Here is a 26232-nt window from a genome sequence, read left to right on the forward strand (position 1 = left end):
TGGTGCCTCCTAGTCCTTGAGCGTGCGGTAGTGCCGGATCAGCGCGTTCGTGGACGAGTCGTGGCCGAGCTCAGGCTCGGTCGCGCTCTCGAGTTCCGGGATGATCGCGACAGCAAGCACCTTGCCGAGCTCGACGCCCCACTGGTCGAAGGAGTCGATCCCCCAGATCGTCCCCTGGGTGAACACGCTGTGCTCGTAGAGCGCGACCAGCGTGCCGAGCCGGTACGGGGTGAGCACCTCGGCCAGCAGCACGTTCGTCGGGCGGTTGCCCTCCATCACCCGGTGCGGCGCCACATCCTCCGCCGTCCCCTCGGCGCGCACCTCGTCCTCGGTCTTGCCGAAGCCGAGCGCCTGCGCCTGGGCGAAGACGTTCGACGTGAGGATGTCGTGGTGGCTGCCGAGCGGGTTGAGCGACTTGCCGAAGCCGATCAGGTCCACCGGGATCAGCTTGGTGCCCTGGTGGATCAGCTGGTAGAAGCTGTGCTGCCCATTGGTCCCAGGCTCCCCCCAGTACACCGCGCCGGTCTGGTAGTCCACCGGCACGCCCTCAAGCGTCACGTGCTTGCCGTTGGACTCCATGGTGAGCTGCTGCAGGTAGGCCGGGAAGCGCTTCAGGTACTGGTCGTAGGGCATCACGCCGATGCTCTGGGCGCCGAAGAAGTCGCTGTACCAGACGGTGAGCAGTCCCATCAGGACCGGCAGGTTCTGTTCGAACGGCGCGGTGCGGAAGTGCGTGTCCATCGCGTGGAATCCGGCGAGGAGATCACGGTATTTGTCGGGACCGACAGCGAGCATCGTCGAGAGACCGATCGCGGAGTCCATCGAGTAGCGCCCGCCGACCCAGTCCCAGAAGCCGAACATGTTCGCGGTGTCGATGCCGAACTCGGTGACCCGTTGCGCGTTCGTGGACACCGCCACGAAGTGCCGGGCGACCGCCGCCTCGTCGCCGAGCTGCGCCAGGACCCAGTCACGCGCGGAGCGGGCATTGGTCATCGTCTCCAGCGTCCCGAACGTCTTCGAGGAAATGATGAACAGCGTCTCTTCGGCGGCCAGATCACGGGTCGCCTCGACGATGTCCGTCGAATCGACGTTGGACACGAACCTGAACGTGAGATCGCGCCGGCTGTAATGGCGCAGCGCCTCGTAGGCCATGACGGGCCCAAGGTCGGAGCCGCCGATGCCGACGTTGACGATGTTGCGGATCGGCTTGCCGGTGGCGCCTCTCCAGGCGCCCGAGCGGATCTGGTCCGCGAACGCCTCCATCCGGTCGAGCACCTCGTGCACCTGCGCGACGACATCCACTCCGCCGACGACGAGCGAGGACTCCTTCGGCATCCGCAGCGCCACGTGCAGCACCGGCCGGTGCTCCGAGACGTTGATCCGATCGCCGGCGAACATCTGGTCGATGTGCTCGCGCAGTCCCGATTCCTCGGCGAGTCGGAGCAGCAGCCGCAAGGTGTCGTCGGTGATCCGGTTCTTCGAATAGTCCAGGTACAGGCCGGTGGCCTCGGCCGTCATCCGCTCGCCGCGTCCCGGATCGGCGGCGAACAGCTCGCGCAGGTGGCGCCCGGCGATCTCGGAGTAATGGTCCGCGAGCGCCTTCCACGCAGAACGCTGGCGCAGCACTGTCGATGGCATGGCTCGCTCCTCTGATCTGATGGGTTCCGTCCGGCCGCTCAGCGCCGACGTCAGGCCACGGCCTTGCTCTGCACGTCGATTCGCTCCATGAGGTCGTTCCAGGCCGCGACAAAGGACTTGGCGCCTTCGCTCTGCAACTGGGCGGCAAGCGCCTTGACGTCGACGCCCGCGTCCGCGAAGCGGGCCAGCATTTCCTCGGATTCGCCCCCGTCCGACGGCAGCGTCTCTCCGATCTCGCCATGGTCGAAGAAGGCTTTCAGGGTGTCGTCGGGCATCGTGTTGACCGTGAACGGCGCGGCCAGACCGTGGACGTACAGCGTGTCGGAGGCGGCCGGGTCCTTCGTCCTCGTGCTGGCCCAGAGCAGCCGCTGCATGCGCGCGCCGGCATTCTCCAGCCGCTGGAAGTGCTGCGAGCTCATCACTTCGCGGTACGTGCGGTACACGTCGAGGCCGACGGCGAGGGCGAGGGAGTCGGTGAGGCCGGCCGGTGCGGTGTCCTTGACCGCCACGTCCCAGCGTGACATGAACACCGACGCGACCGAGCCGACAGCGGGGTCGTGGCCGGCCTGCACCCGGCGCTCGACGCCACGCAGGTAGGCATCGGCCGCGGCCCGGTAGTGGTCTGCCGAGAACAGCAGCGTCACGTTGACCGGAACGCCCGAGGCGATGGCTTCCTCGATCGCCGGCAGCCCCTCGGGCGTCCCGGGGATCTTGATGAAGAGGTTGCGCCGGTCGGCCCTGGCGTGCAGCGCCTTGGCAGCCGCCACGGTTCGCTGCGTGTCGTAGGCGAGCAGTGGCGAGACCTCCAGCGAGACCCAGCCGTCGACGCCGTCGGTGCGTTCGTGGATGGGCAGGAACAGGTCGGCGGCCCGCTGCAGGTCCTCGATGGCCAGTTCGAAGAACAGCTCCTCGCCCCTGAGCCCGCCCGCCGCCTTCGTGCGGATCGCGTCGTCGTAGTCGCCGGAGCCGATCGCCTTGTCGAAGATCGAGGGGTTGGAGGTGAGCCCTGTCACCGAGTACTGGTCGATGTAGTGCTGGATCTGGCCCGTATCGAGCATCGAACGGGTGATGTTGTCCAGCCAGATGCTCTGGCCCTGCTCATGGAGCGCCTGGGTCACGTTCATGCCTGCTCCCTGCCGGCGGCCACGCACTCGCGGGCGACTTGGGTGACCTTCTCGGGAGTGAAGCCGAATTTGGTCAGCAGCATCTTGAGCGGCGCCGATGCCCCGAAGGTGTGCATGCCGACGACCGCGCCGCCGTCGCCGACGTAACGGTCCCAGCCGAGCGTCGCCGCCTGCTCGACAGCGACCCGGGCCCTGACCCCGGGCGGGATGACCGAGTCGCGGTACTCCTTGGGCTGGCGGTCGAACAGTTCCCAGCAGGGCATGCTGACCACACGAGCCGACAGGCCTTCGGCGGCGAGTTCGTCACGGGCCGCGAGCGCGAGTTGCACCTCCGACCCGGTGGCCAGCAGGACGACGTCGGGCTTGCCGTCCCCCGCGTCGACCAGAACATAGGCCCCCCTGGCCACGCCGGATGCGGCCCCCGTCTCGGAGCGGTCGAGGGTCGGCAGTGCCTGACGGGAAAGGACCAGCACCGCCGGCTCGTGCTTCAGCGCGGCGACGACCCGCCAGGTCTCGACGACCTCGTTCGCGTCGGCCGGGCGGAACACCAGCAGCCCCGGCATCGCGCGCAGCGACGCGAGTTGCTCGACCGGCTGATGGGTGGGACCGTCCTCGCCGACCCCGATCGAGTCGTGGGTGAAGATGTGCACGACCGGGATCTCCATCAGCGCCGAAAGCCTGATCGCGCCGCGTGCGTAGTCCGAGAAGATCAGGAACCCCGACCAGTACGAGCGCAGCTTGGTCAGCGCCATCCCGTTCGTGATCGCGGTGGCGGCGTGCTCGCGGATCCCGTAGTGGAGGTTGCGCCCCGAGCGGTCATCGGCCTGGAAGTCGCCGGCGCCGGGGAACTTGAGGTCGGTCTTGGTCGACGGCGACAGGTCCGCCGACCCGCCGAGCACCCACGGCACGGCTTGGGCAAGCGCGTTGAGCACCTGGCCGCTGGAGTCACGGCCGGCGATTCCCTTCGGGTCGGCCGGGAAGGTCGGCAGCGCCGACTCCCAGCCCTCCGGCAGTTCACGCCGCTGGATACGGTCCAGCTCGTCGGCGAGCTCGGGATGGCTGGTTCGGTAGGCCTCGATCCGAGCCTCCCAGCTCGTCCGGGCTTCGCGACCGCGCGCGCCGATCCCTGCGGCGAAGTGCTCGTAGACACCGTCGGGAACGAAGAAGTCCTTGTCCTCCGGCATCCCGAGGAATCGCTTGGTCGACTTGACGCCCTCCACGCCGAACGGCGCGCCGTGCGCCTTCGGGGTGTCCTCGACCGGTGACCCGTAGCCGATGTGACTGTGCACCACGATGAGCGTCGGGCGCTCGTGCTCGGACTTGAAGGTGTGCAGCGCGCGGGCCACGGCCTCCAGGTCGTTGGCGTCGGCCACGGTGGTGACGTTCCAGCCGTAGCCGATGAACCGGGCCGCCACATCCTCGGTGAACGCGATGTCGGTGTGGCCCTCGATCGTCACCCGGTTGGAGTCGTAGATCCAGCAGAGGTTCGACAGCCGCTGGTGGGCCGCGAGCGAGGCAGCCTCCGAGGAGACCCCCTCCATCATGCAGCCGTCACCTCCCATCGCGTACACGTCGAAGTCGAAGACGGTGAAGTCGTCGCGGTTGTACCGGGCGGCGAGCCACTGCCCGGCGATCGCCATCCCGACCGAGGTCGCGACACCCTGGCCGAGCGGGCCGGTCGTGGTCTCCACGCCGCTGGTCCACCGGTACTCCGGGTGGCCGGGGCAGTGCGAGCCGAGCTGGCGGAACGTCCTGAGGTCGTCGAGACTCACGGCGGGCCGGCCGAGGACCTCGTAGTCGGGGTCGACGGCCTGCACGCCGGTGAGGTGGAGCAGCGACCAGAGCAGCGCGGAGGCGTGTCCTTCCGACAGCACGAAGCGGTCGCGGTTGGGCCAGATCGGGTTGGCCGGGTCGAAGCGCAGAAAGCGTTGCCAGAGCGTGTACGCGACCGGGGCGATGCCCATCGGTGTCCCCGGATGGCCGGAGTCGGCCGCCTGGATGGCGTCCATGCACAGTGTGCGGATCGTGTTGACGGAGAGGGTTTCCAGGTCGTTGCCGCTCAATGCGAGCCTCCCTGAAGGTGCTTCCCCTGCGCTCGCACCCGAGCGCGGCAGACTAGGGTCGAGCTTTCCCGGCCGGGGCGAAGAGCGCCGCGCCGACAATGCCCGCATCGTTCAACAGCTGCGCCGGCACGATCTCGGTCCTGAGCCGGATGTGCGGCAGGAACTTGTCGGCCTTCTTGCTGACGCCGCCGCCGATGACGATCAGGTCGGGCCACAGCAGCCGCTGGACGAGATCGAGATACGTCTCCAGGCGGTGCGCCCATTTCTTCCAGGACAGGTCGTCCTGCTCGCGCACCGACTCCGCGGCCCAGTCCTCGGCATCCCCGTGGTGCAGCGGCAGGTGTCCCAACTCGCTGTTGGGCACGAGGCATCCGTCGGAGAAGACGGCGCTGCCGATACCGGTGCCGAGCGTCACCATCACGACGACGCCCTTGCGTCCCTTGCCGGCGCCGAAACGCATCTCGGCGATCCCGGCCGCGTCGGCGTCGTTCACCACCCGCACGTCGCGGCCGGTCGCTCGTGCGAAGAGCTGGGCCGCGTCCGTCTCCATCCAGGCCGGATCGATATTGGCCGTCGTCTGGACCTTGCCGCCCCGGATGACCGCCGGGAGCGTCAGTCCGACCGGTCCTGGTACGCCGATCTGGGAGATCACCTGCACGACCACGTCCGCGACTGCCTCCGGGGTCGCCGGATGCGGGGTCGGTATCCGGACCCGCTCACCGATGAGGCTGCCGAGCTCGAGGTCGACCGGCGCTCCCTTGATACCGGTTCCGCCGATGTCGACCCCCAGCACCTGGGCCGTCCTGTCCAGACTTTCCTGCGCCACTGCCCGCTCCCCTCAGGGGCCGGCCCAAAATGTGTTGCGCGAATTTTGGACGTCAAACCCCGCAAGGATTATCCGACACAATTCTTAAGAATATCACATATCCACCATATTCGCTACATCGCCAATATCCGGTTATATCTAAGCTTGAGGGGTATATCCATGAATTGCATGCCCTCAAGGGCGCGAATTCCGGGTGCATTCGACGCGCGTGCACACCGCGTCCGAGTGACCCGCGCAGTGGGTTGCGCGGGTCACTCGGTGACGGAGCAGGAGTGTGCCGGTTCTCGGGGTCACCTGACGTACGCCATGCGGTCGACCCACTGGGACAGGGTGAGGGGGGTGGGGCGGACGGCACTGGGCGGGTGCGAGCGGCGCTCCGGGCACAACCGAGGGGCCAGGGCCTCGCGCAGCGAGGACAGGTGCGCGGCGACTGCGGCGTGACAGTGGTACTCGTCCCTGCAGGCGGTGCAGATGCCCAGGTGCTCGATGACCGCGGCGGCCCGCTCGGAGGGAAGGAGTTCGAGCGCGTGCTCGGCCAGCGCGTCACGGAATGTGCGGCACTCGTCGGTGTAACTGGCGGTGGCCATGTCGGATCCTCTCCGTACTGCCACGCCCGGCCGCCGAGGCATTCCACAAGGTCCAGACAGTTCAGGGGGCCGCGCGAAGCATGGATTCAGCCCTTGTGGCGCAGATCCACGATGACCGAAGACCGCCCCCGGGCGCGTCGTCCCCCCGCAGTGATTTCCGGGTACGGCCGCCGCAGTACCCGGCGGGCAGGGCTGCTCCGCACGGCCGGAAGGGGGCGCTTGACCAGGCCCTTGTCGCACAGAGAGAGACTCACACAGAGAGGGACGACGGGCTGCGATCCGTGGTCGCGTTGACCAGGCCGCACTGATAGGCGATGACGACGAGCTGGGCCCGGTCGCGAACGGCGAGCTTGCTCATGGCGCGGTTGACGTGCGTTTTGACGGTCAACGGGCTGACGAACAGGTGTTCGGAAATCTCGTCGTTCGACAATCCGAGCGCGACGAGCCCTGTCACGTCCCGTTCCCGCGGGGTGAGGCAGGCCAACTGCTCGTGCGGCACGCCCGCGCAGGGCTCGGGCTGCGCCAGGAAGCGTGTGATCAGAGCACGCGTGGCCGCCGGTGACAGCAGCGACTCACCGGCGGCCACCGTACGGACGGCGTCGAGGAGCTCGTCCGGCCGCGCCCCCTTGCCCAGAAAGCCGCTCGCCCCGCCCCGCAGGGCCTCTGCCACGTACTCGTCGTTCTCGAAGGTGGTCAGGATGAGCACCTTCACGGCAGCGAGGTCTTCGGCCTCGCTGATGGCCCGTGTGGCGTCCAGGCCGTCCATGCCGGGCATCCTGATGTCCATCAGGACCACGTCGGGGCGCTGCGCGTGCGCCAGCTCCACGGCTTCGTGGCCGTCGGACGCCTCGCCCACTACCTCCATGTCCTCCGTGGAGTCAAAAAGGATCTTGAAGGTGCCCCGCAGCAACGCCTGGTCGTCGGCGAGCAGAACGCGGATCGTCATGTCCGGCCTTCCGGTAGTGCAGGTGATGCCACGCCGTCCGTCGCCGCGGCAGAGCGCAGGGGCAGTTCGGCGATCACGGTGAATCCGCCCTCGGGCCGCGCTTCTGCGCTGAGTGTCCCGTCCACGCTGGCCGCCCGCTCCCGCATGCCGATCAGCCCATGGCCGGTACCCTGCCGCGGTCCCTGCGGGAACGCGCGACCGTCGTCCTCGATGGTGATGGTCAGCCACCGAGGGGTGTAGCTCAGGCACAGCCGGGCCTTGTCCGCACTGCCGTGCTTGCGCACATTGGTCAGCGCCTCCTGGACGATGCGGTAGGCGGCCAGGTCGACCGCTGGAGTCAGCGGCCGGGGCGTCCCCTGGCGGGTGCAGAGGACATCCAGGCCGACGCGTTCGAGTGAGGCGAGCAGGGCTGGTATCCGGGCCAGGCCCGGGACGGGGTCGCGCGGTACGTCGCAGTCGTCGGACTGCCGCAGCAGGCCCACCGTGACACGCAGCTCGTCCAGCGCCGACCGGCTGGTCTCCCGGATGTCCTTGAGCGCGGCGAGGACCTGCTCGGGCCGATGCTTCCCCACATGGGCCGCCACACCGGCCTGGGCGTTGATCAACGCGATGTGATGGGCGACGACGTCGTGCAGCTCACGGGCGATCCGGACGCGCTCGGCCGCCACCCGCTGCCGCGCCTCCTGCTCACGGGTCCGCTCCGCGTGCTCCGCCCGCTCCTCCACGGCCGTGACATAGGCGCGACGCGAGCGCACTCCGTCCCCGATCGCCGCCGGCAGGGCCGTCCAGGCCAGCATCGCGGCGTTGTCCGGTTGCAGCCAGGAACGTGGCGAGTGCACGACAGCGGCGCCGACCAGTACGGCGGCCGAAGCCGATGCCACGCTCAGGGCCGTGCGGCGGTCCGTCGACGCGGCCACCGAGTACACGGACACGATGACCGGGCTCGTCACCAGTGGGCTCTCCCGGAACCCGAGCAACTGGAACGCCGCCCCGCATCCGACCGCACAGGCCACCACGGCGAAGGGGTAGCGGCGGCGCCACAGCAGCGCGAAGCAGCCGACAGCGGCCAGCATGACAGCGGGCCACCGCAGTGCGAAGCGGTGCTCGTGCGGGTTGATCGAGGCGGCCATGACGGACAGCACGAACAGCCCCGACGCCGCCAGCACGTCACGGGTCACACTCCGGGGTCCACGAGCGCGGCTGCTGATCACTGCCATGGCATCACCGTAGGGATGCCGCTCGCGCGACGCCGAGCCGGCGGACGAGGTCCGCACCCTGAATCCCGGGCCCCAGCAGCCCAGTCGACCCCTCGAGGGAACTGATCTCTTCGAGTGACGAGCCGTCGTACGGTCCCGCACCGCGCGCGCCACTACGCCAACCCGGCACCTTATCGAGGACGTGCGCCGGTGGAGTCCAGCGGGAGAGCCGGGTCCCGCGTACCGTCGAGCGACCGGCCGAGCCCCGCGCCACGACGTAAGGTCCGACCTGGCTGGAGCCGGCCGTCTCCGATGCTGTCGCCGGAGCAGGAGCACGCCCATGCGCCTTTACGCCCAGACCCCGGCACGTCTGAGCCGACAGGTGCTCGCGGACCTGATCGCCGTGGCTCTGATCGCGGCAGCGGTGAAATTCGCCCTGACCGTCCACGACGCGATCAGCCGGCTGGCCGAGCCGGGGCTGGAGGCGCAGAGGGCAGGTCACAGCCTCGCCACCGGCCTCGACGACGCCGCCGAAGCGGCTTCGAGAGTGCCGTTCGTCGGGGGCGCCCTGAAGAAGCCTCTCCAGTCCGCGGCCGGCGCCGGCACCGGTCTCTCCGACGCCGGACAGTCACTGCAGCACGTCGTGGGCCAGGTGGCCGACCTGACCGCACTCGCGCTCATCGTCCTGCCTGTGGCCTTCGTACTGGTGCTGTGGCTTCCCCCGCGCCTGCTCTGGATCCGGCGCAGCGCCGCCACCCGGCGCCTCCTCGACAGCCCCGGAGGCGCCGACCTGCTCGCCCTGCGCGCCCTCACCGGACCGCAGAGCCACCTCGCCGCGGTCCCCACCCCACCGGGCGGCCTCGCCGACGCCTGGCGCCGCGGGGACCGGCAGGCCATCTCCGACTTGTCCGAGGTCGCCCTCAGGCGGGCGGGCCTGCGGCCCTGACAGGCGGACCGGGGAAGAGCAGGGGCGCCGTTGTCAGTGCCGGCTGACACCATCCGACCATGAGTGGCGAGTCTTTCAACTGGCATGAGTTCCTCGGACGTTGGCAGGCGGAGTGGGTCCCGCGCGCGGACGCGGACGACGGGCAGACCCCCGCCCCCCTGGGCAGGCCCGGGGCGGACGAGGCGGCGATCGCCGCGGCCGAGGAGCGGCTGGGGCGGCGGCTGCCGCCCTCGTACCGGGAGTTCCTGGCCGTGAGCGACGGGTGGCACGTGGACGAGACGGCCGGGGTCTATCAGCTCGGCGGCGCCGCGGACATCGACTGGTTCCGGGACCCCTACGACATGACCCCGCTGTACGAGCAGAACCTGGGCGACCACCCGCGCGACGAGGACGTCCTGCTGGCCGGCATGTGGCAACGGGCGCTGCGGCTGGAGACGGACTCCGACATGTCGTCCGCCCTGCTCGACCCGGGCGACAGCGACCAGGACGGCGAATGGGCGCTCTACGTCTACAAGGGCTGGAGCGGTGATTTTCCGGACCGCTATCCCTCGTTCCGCGCGTACATGGAGGCCAGGTACCGCGGCTTCCACTCCGATCGGGCGCAGGTGCCCGGCTTCGTGAACGCGACCACGCGTGCCCAGGACGCCCATGTGGAGGAGGCCCGCCTGCTGGCCCTGCGCGGACGGTACGAGGAGGCCCTGGCCCTGTTCGAGGAGGCGCTGTCCTTCGGGCGGCCGCGGAGTGCCGTCCTGCTGAACCAGCTCCGGCATCTGCCGGCTCCGTACACCTCCCGGGACTACGGCAACCTGGCGGCCGATCCGCTCTACCTGCCCGAGCTCCTGCCCGTGCAGGCCATGGCGCCGGCGAGCGGCGAATGGCGGCTGGGCGGGGACGACCACTGGCTCGGGATGATGGCCGCCCGCGGGGTCGCGCGCGAGGACGCCGAGTCCGTACTGGGCGGTATGCGGGACGGCACCCACAGCTACGCGCCTCCCGGTCCGTGGGGCCGGGCCGTCGCCGCGGCCCGGGAGTCGGCCCGCTGGGGGCCGACCGACGCCGCGTGGCGGGTGCTGCGGGACGCGCTCCCGCTGTGGGAGGCGCCCGGTCCCCTGCTGATCGCCCCGATCGGCCTGCTCGCCGATCCGGTCCTGGGTCCGCTGATCACCCCGGAACGCGGGCGGGAGATCCTCGCGACACCGCGGGCCGGGGAGAGGGGACCCGCTCCCGAGCCGGTGCCCGATCTCGACCCGCCGGGCCTCACCTGGCTGGCGGAACCCGCCGCGAACCGGCAGCCCCTCGACGGCTACCGCTGTGTCTGGGTCGAGGGGATCGATCCCGGCCGCCTGCCCGCCCTGATCGGCGAGGAAGGTGCCGAACTGAGCGCGCCCACGGATCCGCGCACGGCGTCCTGGCAGGCACCCCAGCCCCATGAGCGGGAGGGCGTGGAACTGTGGGAGGACCGTGCCGTGGTGGCCGTCGGCCGGACCGCCGAAGGGTGGGCCTACGCCTTCGACGGCCACTCCCACCGCCGCCTGGGCAAGCTGTTCCTGTCTCCCGCTCCGGCCGCCTCCCCGTCCGGCCGCGCGGTGGTGGTGTGGCGCGACCCCGGGCTCTGGTCCCCGGGGGGTCACCCGGCAGCGTTCCACCTGTCGGTGGCCGAACAGGGCACGGAGCTCTACGCGTTCACCGTGCGGGGTACGGAGATCCGGCGCTCCGGCGCGATACCCGAGGCTCTCGACCCCGCACGGCTGTTCCGCCCGGGAAAGCCTGAACCGGACAGCGAGCTCAGCCTGTTGGAGGCCCTGCACACCGAGCTCGGACTCTCGCTCCCCCGCTTCGCGCTGACCCGAGGCAGACTCCGCACCCTCACCACACGGTCCTGGACCCGTGCACCACGCGCGGGCGAGGGGTTCGCCTACGCCAGCGTCGTGCGGCACCGGCACTGAACGGGGGCGGGCCCGCCCCCGCCCGTGGAAGGCGAGCCGGCCGCCTCTCGAGGGCCCTGTGGCGCGGGGGCGTGCTGCCGGTGGGCGAGGGCGTCGGTGCCGACACGTACGGTCATGGTGTTGAGTTCCGCCGCGCCGAGGGGTACGCAGGCGGCATGGCCGGTAAGAAAGCGGCGAAGCTGCCGCGCGCGATGTACGAGAAGGAACTGCTGCGCCTGCAGACGGAGCTGGTCAAGCTCCAGGAGTGGGTGCGGACGGAGGGCGCCCGCCTGGTCGTGGTCTTCGAGGGGCGGGACGCGGCGGGCAAGGGCAGCACCATCAAACGGGTCACCGAGTACCTCAATCCGCGGGTGGCGCGGATCGCGGCTCTGCCCAAGCCGACCGAGCGCCAGCGCACCCAGTGGTACTTCCAGCGGTACGTAGAGCACCTTCCCGCAGCCGGGGAGATCGTGCTGTTCGACCGCAGCTGGTACAACCGGGCCGGGGTCGAGCACGTGATGGGTTTCTGCACCAAGGAGGAGCACCAGCTCTTCCTGCGCCAGTGCCCGATCTTCGAGCGGATGCTGGTGGAGGACGGGATCCTGCTCCGCAAGTACTGGTTCTCGGTGAGCGACACCGAGCAGCAGGAGCGTTTCCGGCGCCGGCTGGACGATCCTCTGCGGCGCTGGAAGCTGTCGCCGATGGACCTGGAATCGATCTCCCGCTGGGAGGCGTACTCGCGGGCCAAGGACGAGATGCTGGTGCACACCGACATCCGCGAGGCGCCGTGGCACGTCGTGGAGAGCGACGACAAGCGGCGGGCGCGGCTGAACATGATCGCCCATCTGCTGGACTCCCTGCCGTACCACGAGGTCCCGCCACCGGTACTGGAGCTCCCGGACCGGCCGCCGTCCACCGGCTACGAGCGACCGCCGCGCGATCTGCAGACCTACGTCCCCGACCACGCGGCAAGCCTCTGAGCGGCCGCTCGCACGGCCTGCGCCGGCGCGCTTCGGTGAGGCAACACGGGCCGCCGAGCTGTGCTACGGTTTCCGAGTTGCAGTTGTGGTACCCATGAACCTATGTGCGCCTGACGGGAATGTTTCTGTTCAGGCGCTAATTTGTTTTCCGGCATCTCCGGATGGGGCCTCTGCCTATTGAAGGAGAAGGTCATGGCACAGGGAACCGTGAAGTGGTTCAACTCTGAAAAGGGTTTCGGCTTCATCGCCCAGGACGGCGGCGGTCCGGACGTCTTCGCCCACTACTCGAACATCGCGACCCAGGGTTTCCGTGAGCTCCAGGAGGGCCAGCGGGTCTCGTTCGACGTCACGCAGGGCCAGAAGGGCCCGCAGGCGGAGAACATCGTCCCCGCCTGATCGCCGGACGCGTATCCGCTCACCGCGGTCCGCACCGTCATGGTGCGGACCGCGGTTTGTGCTGTTTCCAGGAAGGCAGATAACCGCATGTCCCGCAGGTCCCAGAAGCCGAACCGACGCGACTCGTCGCCCCGGCCGTCCGCGTCGTCGCCGAAGGAATTCCGGCTGCCGGAAAGCACCACACCCGCGCTTCCCGCAGTCGAGGACTTCGCCGGTCTGGACATGCCCGCGGCGCTGCTGAAGACCCTCACCGCGCAGGGCGTGACCGCCCCTTTCCCCATCCAGGCCGCCACGCTGCCCAACTCGCTCGCCGGCCGTGACCTGCTGGGGCGGGGACGCACCGGCTCCGGCAAGACCCTCGCGTTCGGCCTGGCCCTGCTGGCCCGCACGGCCGGACTGCGCGCGGAGCCCAAGGCACCTCTCGCCCTCGTGCTGGTACCCACCCGTGAACTCGCCCAGCAGGTGGCGGACGCGCTGACGCCCTATGCGACGGCGGTGAACCTGCGGCTGGCCACCGTGGTCGGCGGGCTGTCCATCACCAAGCAGGCCGGGGCGCTCCGGCGCGGTGCCGAGGTGCTCGTGGCGACGCCGGGCAGGCTCAACGACCTCGTGGAACGCGGGGACTGTGTGCTCGGCCACGTACGCATCACGGTGCTGGACGAAGCCGACCAGATGACCGACATGGGCTTCCTGCCGCAGATCACCAAGCTGATCCAGCAGGTGCGGCCCGACGGACAGCGCATGCTGTTCTCGGCCACCCTGGACCGCAACATCGACCGCCTGGTGCAGCGGTTCCTGACCGACCCCGTGGTGCATTCCGTGGACCCGTCCGCGGGAGCGGTGACGACCATGGAGCACCACGTGCTCCACGTCCAGGACGAGACCGACAAGAAGGCCGTCACCACGCGCATCGCGGCCCGTGACGGCCGGGTCATCCTCTTCCTCGACACCAAGAGGTCCGCCGACCGGCTCGCCAAGCGGCTGCTGGCCGTCGGTGTCCGCGCGGCGGCACTGCACGGCGGCCGCTCCCAGCCGCAGCGCAACCGCACCCTGGAACAGTTCAAGAACGGCCAGGTCACCGCCCTGGTGGCGACGAACGTCGCGGCCCGGGGCATACACGTCGACGACCTCGATCTCGTCGTGAACGTCGATCCCCCGACCGACCACAAGGACTACCTCCACCGGGGCGGCCGCACGGCCCGCGCGGGCGGTTCCGGAAGCGTGGTCACGCTGGTGCTGCCCGACCAGAAGCGGGACGTCACCCGGCTCATGTCGGACGCGGGCATCCGTCCCCGGACGGCCCGCATCACGTCGAGCGACACGGAGCTGGCGACCATCACCGGCGCCCGTGAGCCGTCCGGCGTGGCCGTCACCATCGAGGTCCCCCAGCCGGCGACACCGGCGGCGTCCCGCCCGGACCGCGGGGCCGACGCCAAGCCGGGCGCGCGATCCGGCCGCCGACGCCGAAGCGGCGGCGGGGCCAAGGCCGCGACGGGTGCTGCCACCGGGGCCGGGGGCCGGGGCGCCGAGCGCCGGGCGGGATCGGGCGGTGCCGCCGGCGCGGGCGGTCGCGGCTCCGACCGCCGGTCCGCGGCCGGTGCGGCGACCGGTGCCGCCTCCGGCAAGGCCGCCCGCGGATCCGGCCGGCGTGCGACGGGCGGCGGAGCCACGGGCGGCACGGCAGGGACCGGAGGCCGCAGCTCGGACCGCCGAGGCGGCCGCCGCACCTCTGCCACCCGTGCCGCGTCGGGCAACGTCGGCTCGGGTGACGACTTCTCGTAAGTGTTCGTGAGCTGCCTCGCGAGTCCGCGGACCGCGAGGCAGCCACGTGCACGACCGGTGGATCAGCCCTGGACGACGAACGTCCTGGCCTTACCGGAGCGGCTGGAGCAGGACTGCTTCTCCTTCGCGGTCATCTTCCGGGACTTGACGACCACCGCGTTGCTCTGGCCGTCCGTTCCGTTCGGGGCGGGCCCGGTGACGACGTCGGGGACGAACCAGAAGTAGTGGCCCCACTTCCGGTCGTCGTAGTGGGTCTGCCATGTGCCGGAGACGGTCTGCATCACCTGTGCGCGGGAGATCCAGCCGACTTCACCCGGCTTCACCGTCATGTTGACGGAGCTGCTCTCCGAGTGCGTGCTCGACCAGGTGTGGCTGTAGGTCGCCGTCACGCTGAGGTCGATGATTCCCGCTATCTTGCCGCCCGCGGTCACGGACACGCCCGCCGAGTCCGTGGAACCGACCGTGTCGGACCACGTCATCGACTGGGTGGCGGCCGAGGTGCTGCAGTTGTAGAGCGAGTCGGAGACCCGGTGGAAGTCTCCGAGATACGCGTCGCCCAACTGCGGTTCGTTGAAGGTGCACTTCCCCTCCCCCGAGCCGCAGTCGGCTATGAGCTGTGCCCGGGTGGGCTGGTCGTCGGCCGAGGCCGGGGCGGCCATCGCCGCGACCATGCCCAGGGCAGCCGCCGAGAGCGCCAGCATGTGTCCGCCGCGGCGCGTCCTGCGGTTGTTCGCCATACATGTGCCTTTCTTCGTGCATGAGGGGGGTCGGCAATCGCACGCAGAGCGACTGAAGTTGCCGCGATCACCGCCTGCCGCGATCCAGAAGGACGCGACAACTGACTTGTCTACAGCACCAGTTGCCCGATCGGAAAATTCGTCGTCGCGATCGGAGGGCCGACCCGGAAGCTGCCGGGAGCCGCGGTCAGCGGCGGGCAGTGGCACGGCCGCGGGAGCGGGAGCGGTAGACGACGTAAGGCCGGGCCGCATAGCCGAGGGGCAGCGCGAAGGCGTGGACGAGGCGACCGAACGGCCACAGGGCGAAGAGGGCCAGGGCGAGCAGCGCGTGCACCTGGTAGACGAGCGGTGCGTGCGCCATCGCGGTGACGTCGGGGTCGAGGGCGAACAGGCTGCGGAACCAGACGGCGACCCCGAGCCGGTAGTCGTAGGGATTGGTCGCGGACGAGACGGTGGCGGTGAGCCCGGCGAGCAGGACGAGGGCCAGGAGCGGGTGGGTCACGCGGTCGCTGCGGCTGGTCGCACGGCGCACGGCGGGCACGCGCAGTCGGCGGTACAGCAGCACGCCGAGGCCGGTGACGGCGGCGACGCCTGCCGTGCCGCCCATGGTCAGGGCCACGTCGTGGTACTGCTCCTCGCCGATCCCGAGGAGCCGGGTGAGTGCCTCGGGGACGAGCAGGCCCATGACGTGGCCGCCGATGACGAGGAACAGCGCGTAGTGGAAGAGCGGGCCGCCGATGCTCAGCAGCCGGGACTCGTGCAGCTGGCTGGAGCGGGTGGTGAAGCCGAAGCGGTCGTAGCGGTAGCGCCAGGCGGTTCCGGTGACCAGGGTGGCCAGGGCGAGGTAGGGCAGTACGCCCCACAGCGCGATCTGCAGGTGCGTCATCAGCGGCGGACTCCTTCGTCGGCCGACGTGTGCCCCAGCGGGTACGGAACCGGGCCGGAGCTCTCTTGCGGGGGAACGGTGACCTGCGGTGCGGCGGGCAGGGTGGCCCGGACGGCGTCGATCACGTCGGCGTAGGGGCTGTCGTGGGCGGTCAGGCCCCGGGCCAGAAGGTCGAGGGCGCCGCGGTGCTCGCGGAGCATCGCACGACCGGCGTCCGGGCACCGGCTCGAGACTCTGGACCTCATCGACCGCCGCACCAACCCGGACAACCGCCGCGAGGTCGTGCTGCGCCTCACCGACGCGGGCCAGGAACTGGTCGAGAGCGTCCTCGGTCACCGTCGAACCGAAATCCGCTCACTGGTCGAACGCCTGCCCGCGCAGGAGCGCGCCGGTCTCGTACCCGCGCTCAGGGCGCTGACCGCAGCCGCCGCCGAACTGGACCTCGGAGTGGACCCGGTCGGCGAAGCCGGGCGCCTGGGCGGCGTGGTCGACGATCCGATCAACCCCGCGCCATAGATTCAGACCAGTTCGGGTTGTGGTTCCGGTTGCGGCACCGGCGCGGCCTTCGGTTCCCACGCTCTGGTGGTTCGTACGTAGCCGTAGATCACCGAGCCCATCGCCAGAACGAGAAGCGGTCCGGACAGGTACGGGTGCTCGGCCATGTCCGCCGGCAGGTACCGATAGGACAGCAGGAGCACGACGAAGACGGTCGTGCCATACACGACCAGCCGGATTCCCGACCGGTCCCAGCCCTGGTCGAGCATGCGCAGAGCCGCCTCGATCGTGAGCGTGAACACCACACCGGCGATGAGGTCGGCGCCGTAGTGGTAGCCGAAGCCCAGCGTCGCGGTGAGCGTGGCAATGAGCCAGAACGCACCGGCGAAGCGCAGCACCCTTGGGCCCTTGCGGGAATGGATGAAGATCGCGGTGGCCCACGCCGTGTGCAGGCTGGGCATGCAGTTGCGAGGGGTGATCGAGTCGTACGGCACCGGGTGCGGGGTACCGATCGCCGGCGGCGTATTCGGCCACAGGTTGGCCACCGCCCACTGCACGCCGCCGGTGCCGGAGGCGCCCGGGCCGTAGGCGAAGACCGGTCCGACCACGGGAAAGAGCATGTAGACGGCCGGGCCGAGGAGGCCGATCACCAGAAAGGTGCGCAACAGATGGTGACGCGGAAAGCGGCGCTCGGCCGCCACGTTGCGCAGCTGGTACAGCGCGACGACGACCGCGGCCACCGCGAGCTGGGCGTAGACCCAGTCGAGGAGATGGGTGCCGATCGGGTCGGTGGCCTTGACCATCCGGCCCACCAGCCATGACGGGTTGCCCAGCGCGTGGTCGGCGGTCGCCACGTACGGGTCGAGCACCAGGGGGCGGGTCTTCGCCGTGATGAGCAGCCAGGTGTCGCCGGTCTTGCGGGCGGCCACCAGCAGCAGGCCCAGCCCGACACCCTGCAGCAGCAGGACACGTTCCCGGCCGGTGCGGCGGGTGACTGCGATGACCGCGCAGCCCAACATCACCCACAACGCGCCACTGCCGAACGACTGGCCATCGGGCGTCCTGGCGCCGACCGCCCACCGCACCAGTACGAAGACGACGTCGATGCCGATCGCGGCACCGGCCGCGATGAACCGCTGCCGCCAGGTGAGCACCACCATCATCAACACGAGACCGGCGTACAGCGGCCCCGACTTGGGGGCTGTCACGACCCCTTTGACCTGGTTGGTGATCGGCCCCGGCAGGCCGTAGTGGCGCGCGGCGATCTCCAGTGCGACCAGGAGTCCGAGGGCCGCCACACCCGCCGCGGCCCACAGCATCGCCCGCGGTTGACGCCACGCGGCGAACAGGGTTCTGCCGTCTATTCGCGAGGAGACCCGCGAGGATCTAGGTATCAATTGTTCGGCCGATTGTTAGATGTTGGTAATAGAGGTCGAGAGCCGATCATGCCATCGGAGCGGTGCCCGCGGCTGCGGCGGTCCCGGGCAGAGCGAAGGTCAGCCGAAACGTTGCCCCCGACGGCCGACGGCCGACGGGCGTGGGGGCGTGAGCGGTTTCACAGGTGGTCCGAAGGCCGAGGGCGGGGCGGCACTTCCGGGGCGCGGGGTCGGGCCGGGATCGCACGCCGAGGTCAGATGCCGCCGCCGAGGCCCGGGGCCTCCCTGATGTCCTCGGTCATGCGGTGGGACACGGGCCCCTCGACGGCTCTGCCCAGGGGAACGAGCCTGTCCCGGAAGGAGCCGCGGCGGGCGACGACTCCGAGCAGGGCGGCATCCTCGTCGGACAGGTCGTCGTGGGAGCGGGGAGCCCAGGAGGGGTGGCGGGCTTCGTGGTCCTTCAGGGCGGCCAGTCCCTCGTCGGTCAGCGAGCTGGAGCGGTACGGCTCCGGGTTCAGCAGCCACATACCGACCACCAGGAGCAGCACAGTGGCCCCGATCGGGATCAGACAGTTGCCGGGTTCCGGTACGGCGAGGCCGGTGGCGACTGCGCCGAGGATCCAGGCGAGGTTCAGGATGCCGACGAGGTGACCGCGGGCCCGCTCGGCCGCGCCGTGCAGGGTGGGGCTGCCGATCAGACCTTGGGCGGCCAGGCGGTCGCCGACGGCGTTGATGGCGGCGCTTCTGTCGAACCGGTGCATCCGCTTCCAGGACTCACGGCGCGGCGCGAGGCCCATCACTTTGATGGCCTCGGCCTCGATGTCGTCGCGCGGGACGGGGTCGGTGATGGTGAGGACCTCGTCCTTCGCCTCCAGACGGCCGGACAGCGCCATGGCGGCCAGCGCCGTCCGTGCGACCTGCCTGTGCCGGAAGCCGAGGTATGCCACCTCGTAGAGGGTCGGTTCCTCATCGGGCGGGCGGGGTGTGACCGGCGCGTTCACGATGCGTCGGTACCTGCGGCGGAAGCGTACGGAGAAGGCGGCGACGAGCGCGTACGCGGCAGTCAGCGGGACGATCCACCACACGGGGCCTCCAGCACGCGTCGCCGGCCCCCGGCCAGGCTCCGGCGCCTGCCCGGACGGGCGTGCTCCTTACCTGCCCGCGCGCCGCACTCCTCATCCCGGCCGCGGGCTCCCGAACCTTGCAGGACTCCTCATCCCCTCGGCCCCGAGCGCCGGTGACGCGGGCGCTCCGCGAGCCCGGACGACCGTGCATGCCCGGTCGGCATGCACCAGGTCCTCGTCGTCCGGGCCGGCTCCCGCGGATCGGGTGGTGTGCTTCAGTGTCAGCCGACGTTGACCGCGCTCCAGGCGGCGGCCACGGTGGCGTACTCGGGGCTGGTGGCGCCGTAGAGGTCCTTCGCCGCGTTCAGGGTCGCGGTGCGGGCGCCCTTGTAGTCCGTGGTGGAGGTCATGTAGACGGTCAGCGCCCGGTACCAGATGGCGGAGGCCTTCTTGTTGCCGATGCCGGTGACGGTGGAGCCGTTGTACGTCGGGCTGTTGTAGGTGATGCCGTTGATCGTCTTGGTGCCGCTGCCCTCACTGGCGAGGTAGAACCAGTGGTTGCCGACGCCCGAGGAGTTGTGCACGTCGAGCCGGCCGACCGACTTCGACCAGTAGTCGGCGGAGCGGCCGTCCAGGGACGGCTTGTCGAAGCGGCGCAGCCACGGCGGGGTGGACTGGTCGCTGAAGAGGTAGTCGGGGGTGTCGACCGGGTTGTTGGCGTACCACTCGACCATGGTGCCGAGGATGTCGCTGGTGGCCTCGTTCAGGCCGCCGGACTCACCGCTGTAGCGCAGGTTGGCGGTGGCCGAGGTGACGCCGTGGGTCATCTCGTGGCCCATGGTGTCGAGGTCGACCTGCTCGGGGTCGGTGGTGCCGTCGCCGTCGCCGGTCATCATGCAGAAGCAGGTGTCCGACCACTGGGCGTTGTCCCAGTTGGTGCCGACGTGGACGAAGACGGTGGCGCCGCGGCCGTCGTTCTTGATGCCGTTGCGGCCGAAGGTCGCCTTGTAGTAGTCGAAGGTCTCCGCGGTGTTGACGTGCGCGTCGACGGCGGCGGTGGCACGGTCGGTGGAGAACTTCCTGCCGTCGCCCCAGATGTTGTCGGCGTCGGTGAACAGGGTGCCGGAGGTGCTCTTCAGGGACGAGGACGAGATGTTGTGCGCGTCCTTGGTGATGTGGCCGCGCACCGGGTCGATGAGGGCGAAGGTGCCGTCGGCCTGCTGGGTGGTGTCGATGCCGACGTCGCCGGTGTACTCGGAGTGGCCGGTGCCGGTGGCCTCGTGCTCGACGTCGTAGTTCTCGATCGCCGCGCCGGTGGCGGCGTCGGTGACGAAGACCTCGCCGTGCGGCTGGCCCTTGTCGCCCAGGCCCTGCACGGTGGTGCGCCAGGCCAGGCGGGGGGTGCCGTCGGCGGCCCACACGATCAGCTCCGGCGTCGTCCTGGCGTTGCGCACCAGCCCGTGCGAACGCTTCAGGGCGCGGGCCGCGGTGCCCCTGGCGTCGACAGCGGGAGTGAGGGACTTGAGCGCCACCTTGTGGGCCTTGGCGCGGCTGGCCCCCTTGAGCGAGCCGTCGGCCTTCTGGTGGACGACGAAGTCGCCGCCGACGACGGGGAGGCCGTGGTAGGTCCGTTCGAAGCGGACGTGCTGGGTGCCGTCGGCGTCGATCACGACGTCCTTGACGTGGAGTCTCTGGCCCGCGCCGAAACCGAAGGTGTCGGCGTGCCGGGTCACGTTCGCCTTGGCCTGGGATATCGCCGTGTCGCGGACGGATGTTCCGCCCCGCACGGCGTCGGTCTGCGAGTACGCAGGTACGGCCGTCGCGCCGGTGGTGATGACGCCGGCTGCGACCATCGCGGAAAGGGCAAGCAGAGGACGGGGCATGACGGGGTGATTCCTTCGCTCGTCGTGGGGTGACGACGTCCTCGGAAGTGGGTTCGTCGTGGGGTGACGACGTCCTCGGACGTTGACGCGAAGTGTTCACCAGGTGACATGTTCCTGACGTGACTTCATCTGGGATATAGCCCCGGAGCTATAGGGCACGGGCAATCGTGGCCCGGCCGGTCAGGTGCCCTCGCCGAGGGCGAACTCCTCGCCCCCGTCCTGCCACCAGGCCAGGTACTGCGGCCGCTGCCGCACCAGCGACAGATAGGCGGCCAGAACACGCTCGCCGGCCGCGTCGGTGAGTTCCGGCGGAACCGACTCCGTGTTCCAGGCCAGCAGCAGCCGACGGTGGAACGGGACGTCCACGAGCGGCCGTTGCACGGTGCCCTGGGCGGGGACGTCGGCGGTCGGCCACACCCCGCAGACGGCACGGCGGCCGGCGACCAGGATCTGCGCCACGGAGAGATCCGGCGTCACATGGGCGATGCGCGGCGTGAACCCCGCCGACCGGCAGGTGAGATGAAGGTACGCGTGCACGCCGCTCTCGTCGGCCTCCGGCATGACCCATTCCTCGCCCGCCAGCTCATGGAGACTCACCCTCTCCTGGCGTGCCAGCGGGTGGTCCTCGGCGAGCAGGACGAAGACCGGCTCGCGCAGCAGTGTGCGCGTCGCCACCGACTCGCCGACCGGCAGGGGGAAGCCCGGGAACTCGCCGAACACCGCGATGTCGCATTTCGACTGGCTCAGCGACTTCACCAGGGTGTGCACGGAGCGGCGGGCATCTATGGTGAGCCGGCGTTCCGGTACGAGTTCGAAGAGGGCGGAGACCAGCAGGGACACCAGGGGGCCGGCGGTTCCGCCGGCCCTCAGCGGCGCGGCGGCCTTTCGGTCCGCCTCGGCCGCCGATCGCGCGTACTCGCGCAGCCGGTCGAAACCGACGACGAGGTCCCGGGCACAGCGCAGGACGTACTGTCCGTTCTCGGTCGGCTTCACGCCGTCGGCGCTGCGGATGAAGAGCGGGCCGCCCAGCTCCTGTTCGATCCGTTTCAGCTGAGCACTCGTGGCCGGCTGGGAGAGCTGCAGCCGTGCGGCGGCCCTGCGAATGCTGCCGGCCTCGGCGACGGTGAGCAGGATACGGAGGTGCCGGAACTCGAGGTGCATGAACATTCCCCGCTCAGCGCGGGGGACCCATGCACCCCCCGTGACCAGCAGAACCAGCTGCCCGACGGCATGGTGACCAAGAGTCCGACGGGCCGGCGAGGGCGGCAACCATGGGTTGGTAAAACATCCGTGCGAACGTCACGGCGCTGCACCGGCATTCACCGTGCCGGTCCGCATATGTCGACATGATTCACCGGGAGGAGACGTGGCCGCGGGCGGCGGGACCCGATGGTCCGTGGCCGCTCCTGGCCGGTCACAGGACAGCAGCACGGTGCCGCAGCCGGCGACGCCTGGGCCGAGCGGCCCTCCGATCACAGCCCATCGGCCCCTGATGACGGCTCCGGACATGGCCGAACGGCCTCTCGGCGCGGGGAACTTCAGCTGAGTTCACCTGCCCGCCCGGCCGCCGCACACCGTCCGCGTCACCGAACCCACCATCATGCTGCTGACCCTGCTGCCCGCCCCGTCCGGTGGCATCGAGGGGCGACGGTCTCAGTCCTCGGCGTGGGCCGGCCACAGGTCCGGGCCGAAGACCTCGTAGCGGATGCTGCGGGCCGGAATGCCGGCCCGCAGCAGCTGGGCGCGGACGGCACGCCTGAAGGGCAGCGGGCCGCACAGGTGGACGTCGGCGTCGACGGGCAGCCCCAGGCCGTCGAGGTCCATCAGGCCCGTGCGGGACCCCGGTTCCTCGGCCGCGTCCTCTTTGTACCAGAACTCGGCACTGGCGTCGGGCAGTTGCTCCACCAGGGGTCGCGTCCGCGCCCGCAGGGCGTGGTCGACCGGCGCGGTCCGCGTGCAGGGCGCGGACCGGCCGGGACGAACCGGTGGCCACGAGGTGTCCGAGCATGGCGGCCATCGGCGTGCAGCCGATGCCGGCGGAGGCGGCCGGGCGGTGAGGGTCCACCGGCCCCGTCGTGACCGGAGAGCGGCCCGATGACGCGGCGGTGCGGCGGTGCGGCGGCACGCACCGGTGTCGTCGACGAGGGTGCAGCAGCACGGCCGACCCCGCGCAGGGCGGACGGTGATCAGCCCGTTCGGGTTCTCCTCCGCACGTCTTGTTCCGTGTACTCCGCGAGTCGTAGCAAGACCGCCCCGCAGATGGATTCGCGGTCTCCGTGGATACGAAATGGTCGTACCTTCCCGGAAGTTGACGGAAAGGAACGACCATCGTGCGGATAGGACGCATTGCGCCCTTGCTCGCCGTGGGGGTCACGGCAACGCTGGTCCCCGCCCTCGCCCCGGCTCAGGCATCCGCGGCGGAACCGCTGAAGAGATTCGAGAGCCAGCGGCCCGCGTGGCACAGATGCGACACGTCGTTTCCTGCCGCGTACCAGTGCGCGACGATCAAGGTCCCGCTGGACTACAGCCGCCCCGGCGGCGAGACGATCAAGCTGGCCGTCTCACGCCTGAAGACAAGCGTCCCGGGCAAGCGGCACGGCGCGCTCCTCCTCAACCCCGGTGGACCGGGCGGCGAGGGTCTGGACATGCCGGTCATGATGAAGGACGTGATGCCGAGGAAGGTCCGCGAGCAGTACGACCTCATCGGGTTCGACCCGCGCGGCGTGGGTCACAGCAGCCCGGTCACCTGCGGCCTCACGAACAAGGAGCAGAACACGGAACACCCGTACCATCCGGAGACGTTCGGCAATGACGTCAAGTGGGCCCGGTCCGTCGCCGACAAGTGCCGCGCCAGGAACGGCGACCGGCTTCCGTACATCACCACCCGCAACACCGCCCGCGACATGGACGTCATCCGAGGCGTTCTGGGCGAGAAGAAGGTCTCCTACCTCGGCTACTCCTACGGCACGTACCTGGGCGCCGTCTACGCGCAGATGTTCCCCGAGCGGACCGATCGCTTCGTGCTGGACAGCGCGGTCGACCCCGCACGGGTCTGGCGCGGCATGATCCAGGTCTGGGCGGAGGGCACCGAGCCGGCGTTCACCCGCTGGACGAAGTGGACCGCGCAGCGCAACCGCACCTACCGGCTCGGCGACACCCCGGCCAAGGTGAAGAAGAGCTTCTGGGACCTGGTCGCCCGGGCCGACCGCACGCCCATCGACAACGGTGGCGAGAAGGTCACCGGGGACGACATCCGGTCCACTCTGCGCTCCGCGTTCTTCACCCCCAAGTACGCGGCCGAGGCGGTCGTCGACCTCAAGAGGGCCGCCGGCGGCCACGCGGTCTCCCACCACTCCCCCGCGCCGGACGAGCAGCGGGTACCGCGCCGGTCCGCGGCCGCCGCCGCGCAGCCGCCGGCCGACAACGGCGCCGCCGCCTTCTGGACCGTGGTCTGCGGCGACACCTCGGCCTGGCCGCGCGACCCCGAGCAGTACCGGCACGACGCGGTCCAGGACAAGGCCAAGTACCCGCTCTACGGCGACTTCGGCTCCAACATCACGCCCTGCGCGTTCTGGGACAAGCCGGTCGAGCCCGTCACGGCGGTGGACAACAGTGTCGGCATACTCACCGTGCAGAACCAGTGGGACTCCCAGACGCCTCTGGTCAGCGGTCTCGGCATGCACCGCGCACTCAAGGGCTCGCGCATGGTGTACGTCAGGGGCGGCGAGGGCCACGGTGTCTACGGAAGCGACCCGGGCTCCTGTGCCGAGCGCACCGTCAACGCCTACCTGAGCAACGGAAAGCTGCCGGCGCAGGACGTCAGCTGCAAGCCGTCCGGCCGCAAGAGCCCCGGCGTGAACCGGCGCATCGTCCCGATGCCGCGGAGCACACCGCAGGGACCCCGTTTCTGACGCACCTCGCCGAGGCGTGTCCACCAGGCGCCGTACGGCGCCTGGTGGACACCGGCCCGAGTGGCGCACTGTGACTGCCGGCCCGGCGCCGGGATCCGCGTGCAGCAGGGCCCGGCGCGCAGCCGGTGGTGGGTGTGCCGTACGGCCCGGCTGCCGGTGGCCGTACTGAGTTCAGGCCGCCCGGCCCGCGGGCGAACCGGTGCGCAGGGCACGGCCGACCACCTCCAGAGCGAGGTCGCGGGACGCCACGTCGGGCAGGGCACGGGAGGCGCACTCCAACAGCAGTGTCGCCACGGTCGGTTGCAGATGGAGGCTGGGCAGCCCGTGTGCCGGGGCGCGGGCCGGTGCAGACCATGGCGAGCCGGGTGCGCGCCCAGTCGACGAGGGCGGCCGTCATCTGCCGCCCGTCGGGGTGTCCGGCCGCGTGGAGCACGGCGGGCAGGGCGTCGGCCAGGCGGGCCAGGACCGCCTCGCGGTGGTCGCGCAGCAGGATCTGGTGCGCGGGCGGTCGCCCTGCCCGCCCGCCGGGTCCCGGAGCCGTCCACGGCGGCGTCACCCGGCTGAGGCCTTCCTGGGGGGCCGCCGCAAAGGTGCGGCCCGCCATTTCGATGCTTTCCCGAAGTCGGGGGCGACCGTGTGCCGGCAGCAAGGTGGCCACGGGTGACGTCGTCGGCATCCTGTCGCGGCTCGTCGACCGGTCGCTGGTGATCCGCAGCGACGGACCCGTCGGCGCCCGCTACCCGCTGCTGGAGTCGGTGCGGCCGTGCTCCCAGGCTCCATCGGCGGAGACCGCCGACTTGCGGCACGCCGTGCGGGAGTCCGCCGACGCCGGATCGCCCGAGCTGACGCCGCGTCTGGGCAACGCGCCGGCCTGGTACTGGATCCTGATGGGCAGGCTCGCCGACGGCCGGCCCTCCCTCGCCTCCGCCCTGGAGATGTCCGGCCCGGTGCCGGATGCGCCACCGCGGTCGAGGCGGTCACCTGGTGCGAGGGGATCGGACTGCCGTTCGGCGAGATCGAGCCGGACGACCAGTGCCGGGCGCCCGGGGAACGGGGCCCCGCACAGCGCGTCACCACGGCGAACGCGTCGGCGGCGGCGAGCCGCGGAGACAGGTCCCGGACGGCCGACGGCCGTGGCACCGCGGGGTCGGCGGTCATCAGATCCGGCAGCCAGGCCGTGGCCAGGTCGATGACGTCGACCTCGAAGTCGCTGCGCAGCCGGGCGCGGGTCGCGAGCCATTCGGCGGCCGCCAGGCCGAAGCGGCCCTCTCTGGCCGCCCCGACGAGGATCACCGGCCGCAGCCGGTCGTCGCCGCCCATGCCCGCTCCTCCAGCCCCGGTCGTCCGTTCCTCAAGCACCTCGACCACTGTGCGGCATATGCCTTCGGGAACGCTTCGGGTCTCCTTACGGTCGCGCTTCGGGCGCCGACGCTCCGCAACCCGTCTCACACAGGGTCACGTAGCAACATCC

General features: G+C 70.5%; 23 protein-coding genes and 1 pseudogene. 7 read left to right on the top strand and 17 right to left on the bottom strand.

All coding sequences use genetic code 11. The annotated features are described in order from the left end of the window. Positions 1–9: 9 nt before the first annotated feature. The 7 genes from pgi to AC07DS_RS02040 all read right to left on the bottom strand — a co-directional run bounded on the left by pgi (position 10) and on the right by AC07DS_RS02040 (position 8401). Positions 10–1638, bottom strand: a complete 1629-nt coding sequence (pgi, locus tag AC07DS_RS02010; protein WP_479141747.1) for a glucose-6-phosphate isomerase — start codon at positions 1636–1638, stop codon at positions 10–12. 50 nt (positions 1639–1688) lie between these two features. Beyond that, positions 1689–2762: a transaldolase gene (tal, locus tag AC07DS_RS02015; protein ID WP_479141749.1), complete on the bottom strand. Its 1074-nt coding sequence runs from the start codon at positions 2760–2762 to the stop codon at positions 1689–1691. Further along, on the bottom strand, positions 2759–4825 hold the full coding sequence (gene tkt / locus AC07DS_RS02020) for a transketolase (RefSeq protein ID WP_479141751.1): 2067 nt from the start codon (positions 4823–4825) through the stop codon (positions 2759–2761). The genes tal and tkt overlap by 4 nt, the downstream gene beginning before the upstream one ends. Before the next feature lie 52 nt (positions 4826–4877). Further along, entirely contained in the window at positions 4878–5651 is a 774-nt protein-coding gene (gene ppgK, locus AC07DS_RS02025) for a polyphosphate--glucose phosphotransferase (protein ID WP_479141753.1), read from the bottom strand. Positions 5652–5941: 290 nt separating this feature from the next. Continuing rightward, positions 5942–6238 carry a zf-HC2 domain-containing protein gene (locus AC07DS_RS02030; protein ID WP_479141755.1) on the bottom strand — a complete coding sequence of 99 codons (297 nt, stop codon included), beginning with the start codon at positions 6236–6238 and terminating at the stop codon, positions 5942–5944. A gap of 250 nt (positions 6239–6488) precedes the next feature. After that, on the bottom strand, positions 6489–7184 hold the full coding sequence (locus AC07DS_RS02035) for a response regulator (RefSeq protein WP_479141757.1): 696 nt from the start codon (positions 7182–7184) through the stop codon (positions 6489–6491). Continuing rightward, positions 7181–8401, bottom strand: a complete 1221-nt coding sequence (locus tag AC07DS_RS02040) for a sensor histidine kinase (protein WP_479141760.1) — start codon at positions 8399–8401, stop codon at positions 7181–7183. The genes AC07DS_RS02035 and AC07DS_RS02040 overlap by 4 nt, the downstream gene beginning before the upstream one ends. A gap of 319 nt (positions 8402–8720) precedes the next feature. Here AC07DS_RS02040 and AC07DS_RS02045 point away from each other — a divergent pair, with 319 nt between their 5' ends. From AC07DS_RS02045 to AC07DS_RS02065, 5 genes are all read left to right on the top strand, one after another. Continuing rightward, positions 8721–9326 (top strand): hypothetical protein, encoded by a 606-nt coding sequence (locus tag AC07DS_RS02045; protein WP_479141762.1) that lies wholly within the window; start codon positions 8721–8723, stop codon positions 9324–9326. 59 nt (positions 9327–9385) lie between these two features. Beyond that, positions 9386–11272, top strand: coding sequence for an SMI1/KNR4 family protein (locus AC07DS_RS02050; RefSeq protein WP_479141764.1), 1887 nt, complete (start codon positions 9386–9388; stop codon positions 11270–11272). Positions 11273–11427: 155 nt separating this feature from the next. Beyond that, entirely contained in the window at positions 11428–12231 is an 804-nt protein-coding gene (gene ppk2 / locus AC07DS_RS02055) for a polyphosphate kinase 2 (RefSeq protein WP_479141766.1), read from the top strand. 192 nt (positions 12232–12423) lie between these two features. Then, the gene (locus AC07DS_RS02060; RefSeq protein WP_020943502.1) at positions 12424–12627 is read left to right on the top strand and encodes a cold-shock protein; all 204 of its coding nucleotides are present in this window, start codon (positions 12424–12426) and stop codon (positions 12625–12627) included. Positions 12628–12714: 87 nt separating this feature from the next. Next, positions 12715–14409 (top strand): DEAD/DEAH box helicase, encoded by a 1695-nt coding sequence (locus tag AC07DS_RS02065; RefSeq protein ID WP_479141769.1) that lies wholly within the window; start codon positions 12715–12717, stop codon positions 14407–14409. A gap of 62 nt (positions 14410–14471) precedes the next feature. Here AC07DS_RS02065 and AC07DS_RS02070 read toward each other — a convergent pair whose 3' ends face one another. The 3 genes from AC07DS_RS02070 to AC07DS_RS02080 form a co-directional block, all read right to left on the bottom strand. Beyond that, on the bottom strand, positions 14472–15146 hold the full coding sequence (locus AC07DS_RS02070) for a hypothetical protein (RefSeq protein WP_479141771.1): 675 nt from the start codon (positions 15144–15146) through the stop codon (positions 14472–14474). Between the two features lie 187 nt (positions 15147–15333). Continuing rightward, positions 15334–16032, bottom strand: coding sequence for a respiratory nitrate reductase subunit gamma (gene narI / locus AC07DS_RS02075; RefSeq protein ID WP_479141773.1), 699 nt, complete (start codon positions 16030–16032; stop codon positions 15334–15336). Next, the gene (locus AC07DS_RS02080) at positions 16032–16232 is read right to left on the bottom strand and encodes a hypothetical protein (protein WP_479141775.1); all 201 of its coding nucleotides are present in this window, start codon (positions 16230–16232) and stop codon (positions 16032–16034) included. Before AC07DS_RS02080 ends, narI begins: the two co-directional genes overlap by 1 nt. Positions 16233–16314: 82 nt before the next feature. Between AC07DS_RS02080 and AC07DS_RS02085 the strand changes: the two genes are divergently transcribed. After that, positions 16315–16548, top strand: a complete 234-nt coding sequence (locus AC07DS_RS02085; protein WP_479141777.1) for a hypothetical protein — start codon at positions 16315–16317, stop codon at positions 16546–16548. Between the two features lie 2 nt (positions 16549–16550). On the opposite strand, the gene AC07DS_RS02090 is transcribed toward AC07DS_RS02085, so the two are convergent. The 5 genes and pseudogenes from AC07DS_RS02090 to AC07DS_RS02110 form a co-directional block, all read right to left on the bottom strand. Further along, complete coding sequence (locus AC07DS_RS02090) at positions 16551–17846, bottom strand: phosphatase PAP2 family protein (protein WP_479141779.1); 1296 nt, start codon at positions 17844–17846, stop codon at positions 16551–16553. 311 nt (positions 17847–18157) lie between these two features. Then, positions 18158–18988, bottom strand: a complete 831-nt coding sequence (locus AC07DS_RS02095) for a TIGR04222 domain-containing membrane protein (protein WP_479141781.1) — start codon at positions 18986–18988, stop codon at positions 18158–18160. Between the two features lie 260 nt (positions 18989–19248). After that, positions 19249–20850 (bottom strand): M4 family metallopeptidase, encoded by a 1602-nt coding sequence (locus AC07DS_RS02100; protein ID WP_479141783.1) that lies wholly within the window; start codon positions 20848–20850, stop codon positions 19249–19251. A 180-nt stretch (positions 20851–21030) separates the two neighbouring features. Beyond that, a complete protein-coding gene (locus tag AC07DS_RS02105) occupies positions 21031–22011 on the bottom strand; it encodes a LysR family transcriptional regulator (protein ID WP_479141785.1) in 981 nt (326 codons plus the stop codon). A 492-nt stretch (positions 22012–22503) separates the two neighbouring features. Continuing rightward, positions 22504–22894 (bottom strand): annotated as a pseudogene (locus AC07DS_RS02110) (ferredoxin reductase domain-containing protein); the annotation flags it as partial. Positions 22895–23180: 286 nt separating this feature from the next. Between AC07DS_RS02110 and AC07DS_RS02115 the strand changes: the two are divergent. Further along, on the top strand, positions 23181–24761 hold the full coding sequence (locus tag AC07DS_RS02115; RefSeq protein WP_479141787.1) for an alpha/beta hydrolase: 1581 nt from the start codon (positions 23181–23183) through the stop codon (positions 24759–24761). A gap of 171 nt (positions 24762–24932) precedes the next feature. On the opposite strand, the gene AC07DS_RS02120 is transcribed toward AC07DS_RS02115, so the two are convergent. Both AC07DS_RS02120 and AC07DS_RS02125 read right to left on the bottom strand, forming a co-directional pair. After that, a complete protein-coding gene (locus AC07DS_RS02120) occupies positions 24933–25055 on the bottom strand; it encodes a hypothetical protein (RefSeq protein WP_479141789.1) in 123 nt (40 codons plus the stop codon). A 258-nt stretch (positions 25056–25313) separates the two neighbouring features. Beyond that, positions 25314–26081, bottom strand: coding sequence for an NADPH-dependent FMN reductase (locus AC07DS_RS02125; RefSeq protein WP_479141791.1), 768 nt, complete (start codon positions 26079–26081; stop codon positions 25314–25316). Positions 26082–26232: the final 151 nt, after the last annotated feature.

Source organism: Streptomyces sp. NPDC044064, from assembly GCF_056434245.1.

What these genes read in the sequence shown, in the direction of transcription:
- pgi (WP_479141747.1), bottom strand. Translation starts at nt 1,638, where the DNA reads ATGCCATCGACAGTGCTGCGCCAGCGTTCTGCGTGGAAGGCGCTCGCG.
- tal (WP_479141749.1), bottom strand. Translation starts at nt 2,762, where the DNA reads ATGAACGTGACCCAGGCGCTCCATGAGCAGGGCCAGAGCATCTGGCTG.
- AC07DS_RS02030 (WP_479141755.1), bottom strand. Translation starts at nt 6,238, where the DNA reads ATGGCCACCGCCAGTTACACCGACGAGTGCCGCACATTCCGTGACGCG.
- AC07DS_RS02035 (WP_479141757.1), bottom strand. Translation starts at nt 7,184, where the DNA reads ATGACGATCCGCGTTCTGCTCGCCGACGACCAGGCGTTGCTGCGGGGC.
- AC07DS_RS02040 (WP_479141760.1), bottom strand. Translation starts at nt 8,401, where the DNA reads ATGGCAGTGATCAGCAGCCGCGCTCGTGGACCCCGGAGTGTGACCCGT.
- AC07DS_RS02045 (WP_479141762.1), top strand. Translation starts at nt 8,721, where the DNA reads ATGCGCCTTTACGCCCAGACCCCGGCACGTCTGAGCCGACAGGTGCTC.
- AC07DS_RS02050 (WP_479141764.1), top strand. Translation starts at nt 9,386, where the DNA reads ATGAGTGGCGAGTCTTTCAACTGGCATGAGTTCCTCGGACGTTGGCAG.
- ppk2 (WP_479141766.1), top strand. Translation starts at nt 11,428, where the DNA reads ATGGCCGGTAAGAAAGCGGCGAAGCTGCCGCGCGCGATGTACGAGAAG.
- AC07DS_RS02060 (WP_020943502.1), top strand. Translation starts at nt 12,424, where the DNA reads ATGGCACAGGGAACCGTGAAGTGGTTCAACTCTGAAAAGGGTTTCGGC.
- AC07DS_RS02065 (WP_479141769.1), top strand. Translation starts at nt 12,715, where the DNA reads ATGTCCCGCAGGTCCCAGAAGCCGAACCGACGCGACTCGTCGCCCCGG.
- AC07DS_RS02070 (WP_479141771.1), bottom strand. Translation starts at nt 15,146, where the DNA reads ATGGCGAACAACCGCAGGACGCGCCGCGGCGGACACATGCTGGCGCTC.
- narI (WP_479141773.1), bottom strand. Translation starts at nt 16,032, where the DNA reads ATGACGCACCTGCAGATCGCGCTGTGGGGCGTACTGCCCTACCTCGCC.
- AC07DS_RS02080 (WP_479141775.1), bottom strand. Translation starts at nt 16,232, where the DNA reads ATGCTCCGCGAGCACCGCGGCGCCCTCGACCTTCTGGCCCGGGGCCTG.
- AC07DS_RS02090 (WP_479141779.1), bottom strand. Translation starts at nt 17,846, where the DNA reads ATGCTGTGGGCCGCGGCGGGTGTGGCGGCCCTCGGACTCCTGGTCGCA.
- AC07DS_RS02100 (WP_479141783.1), bottom strand. Translation starts at nt 20,850, where the DNA reads ATGCCCCGTCCTCTGCTTGCCCTTTCCGCGATGGTCGCAGCCGGCGTC.
- AC07DS_RS02105 (WP_479141785.1), bottom strand. Translation starts at nt 22,011, where the DNA reads ATGCACCTCGAGTTCCGGCACCTCCGTATCCTGCTCACCGTCGCCGAG.
- AC07DS_RS02125 (WP_479141791.1), bottom strand. Translation starts at nt 26,081, where the DNA reads ATGGGCGGCGACGACCGGCTGCGGCCGGTGATCCTCGTCGGGGCGGCC.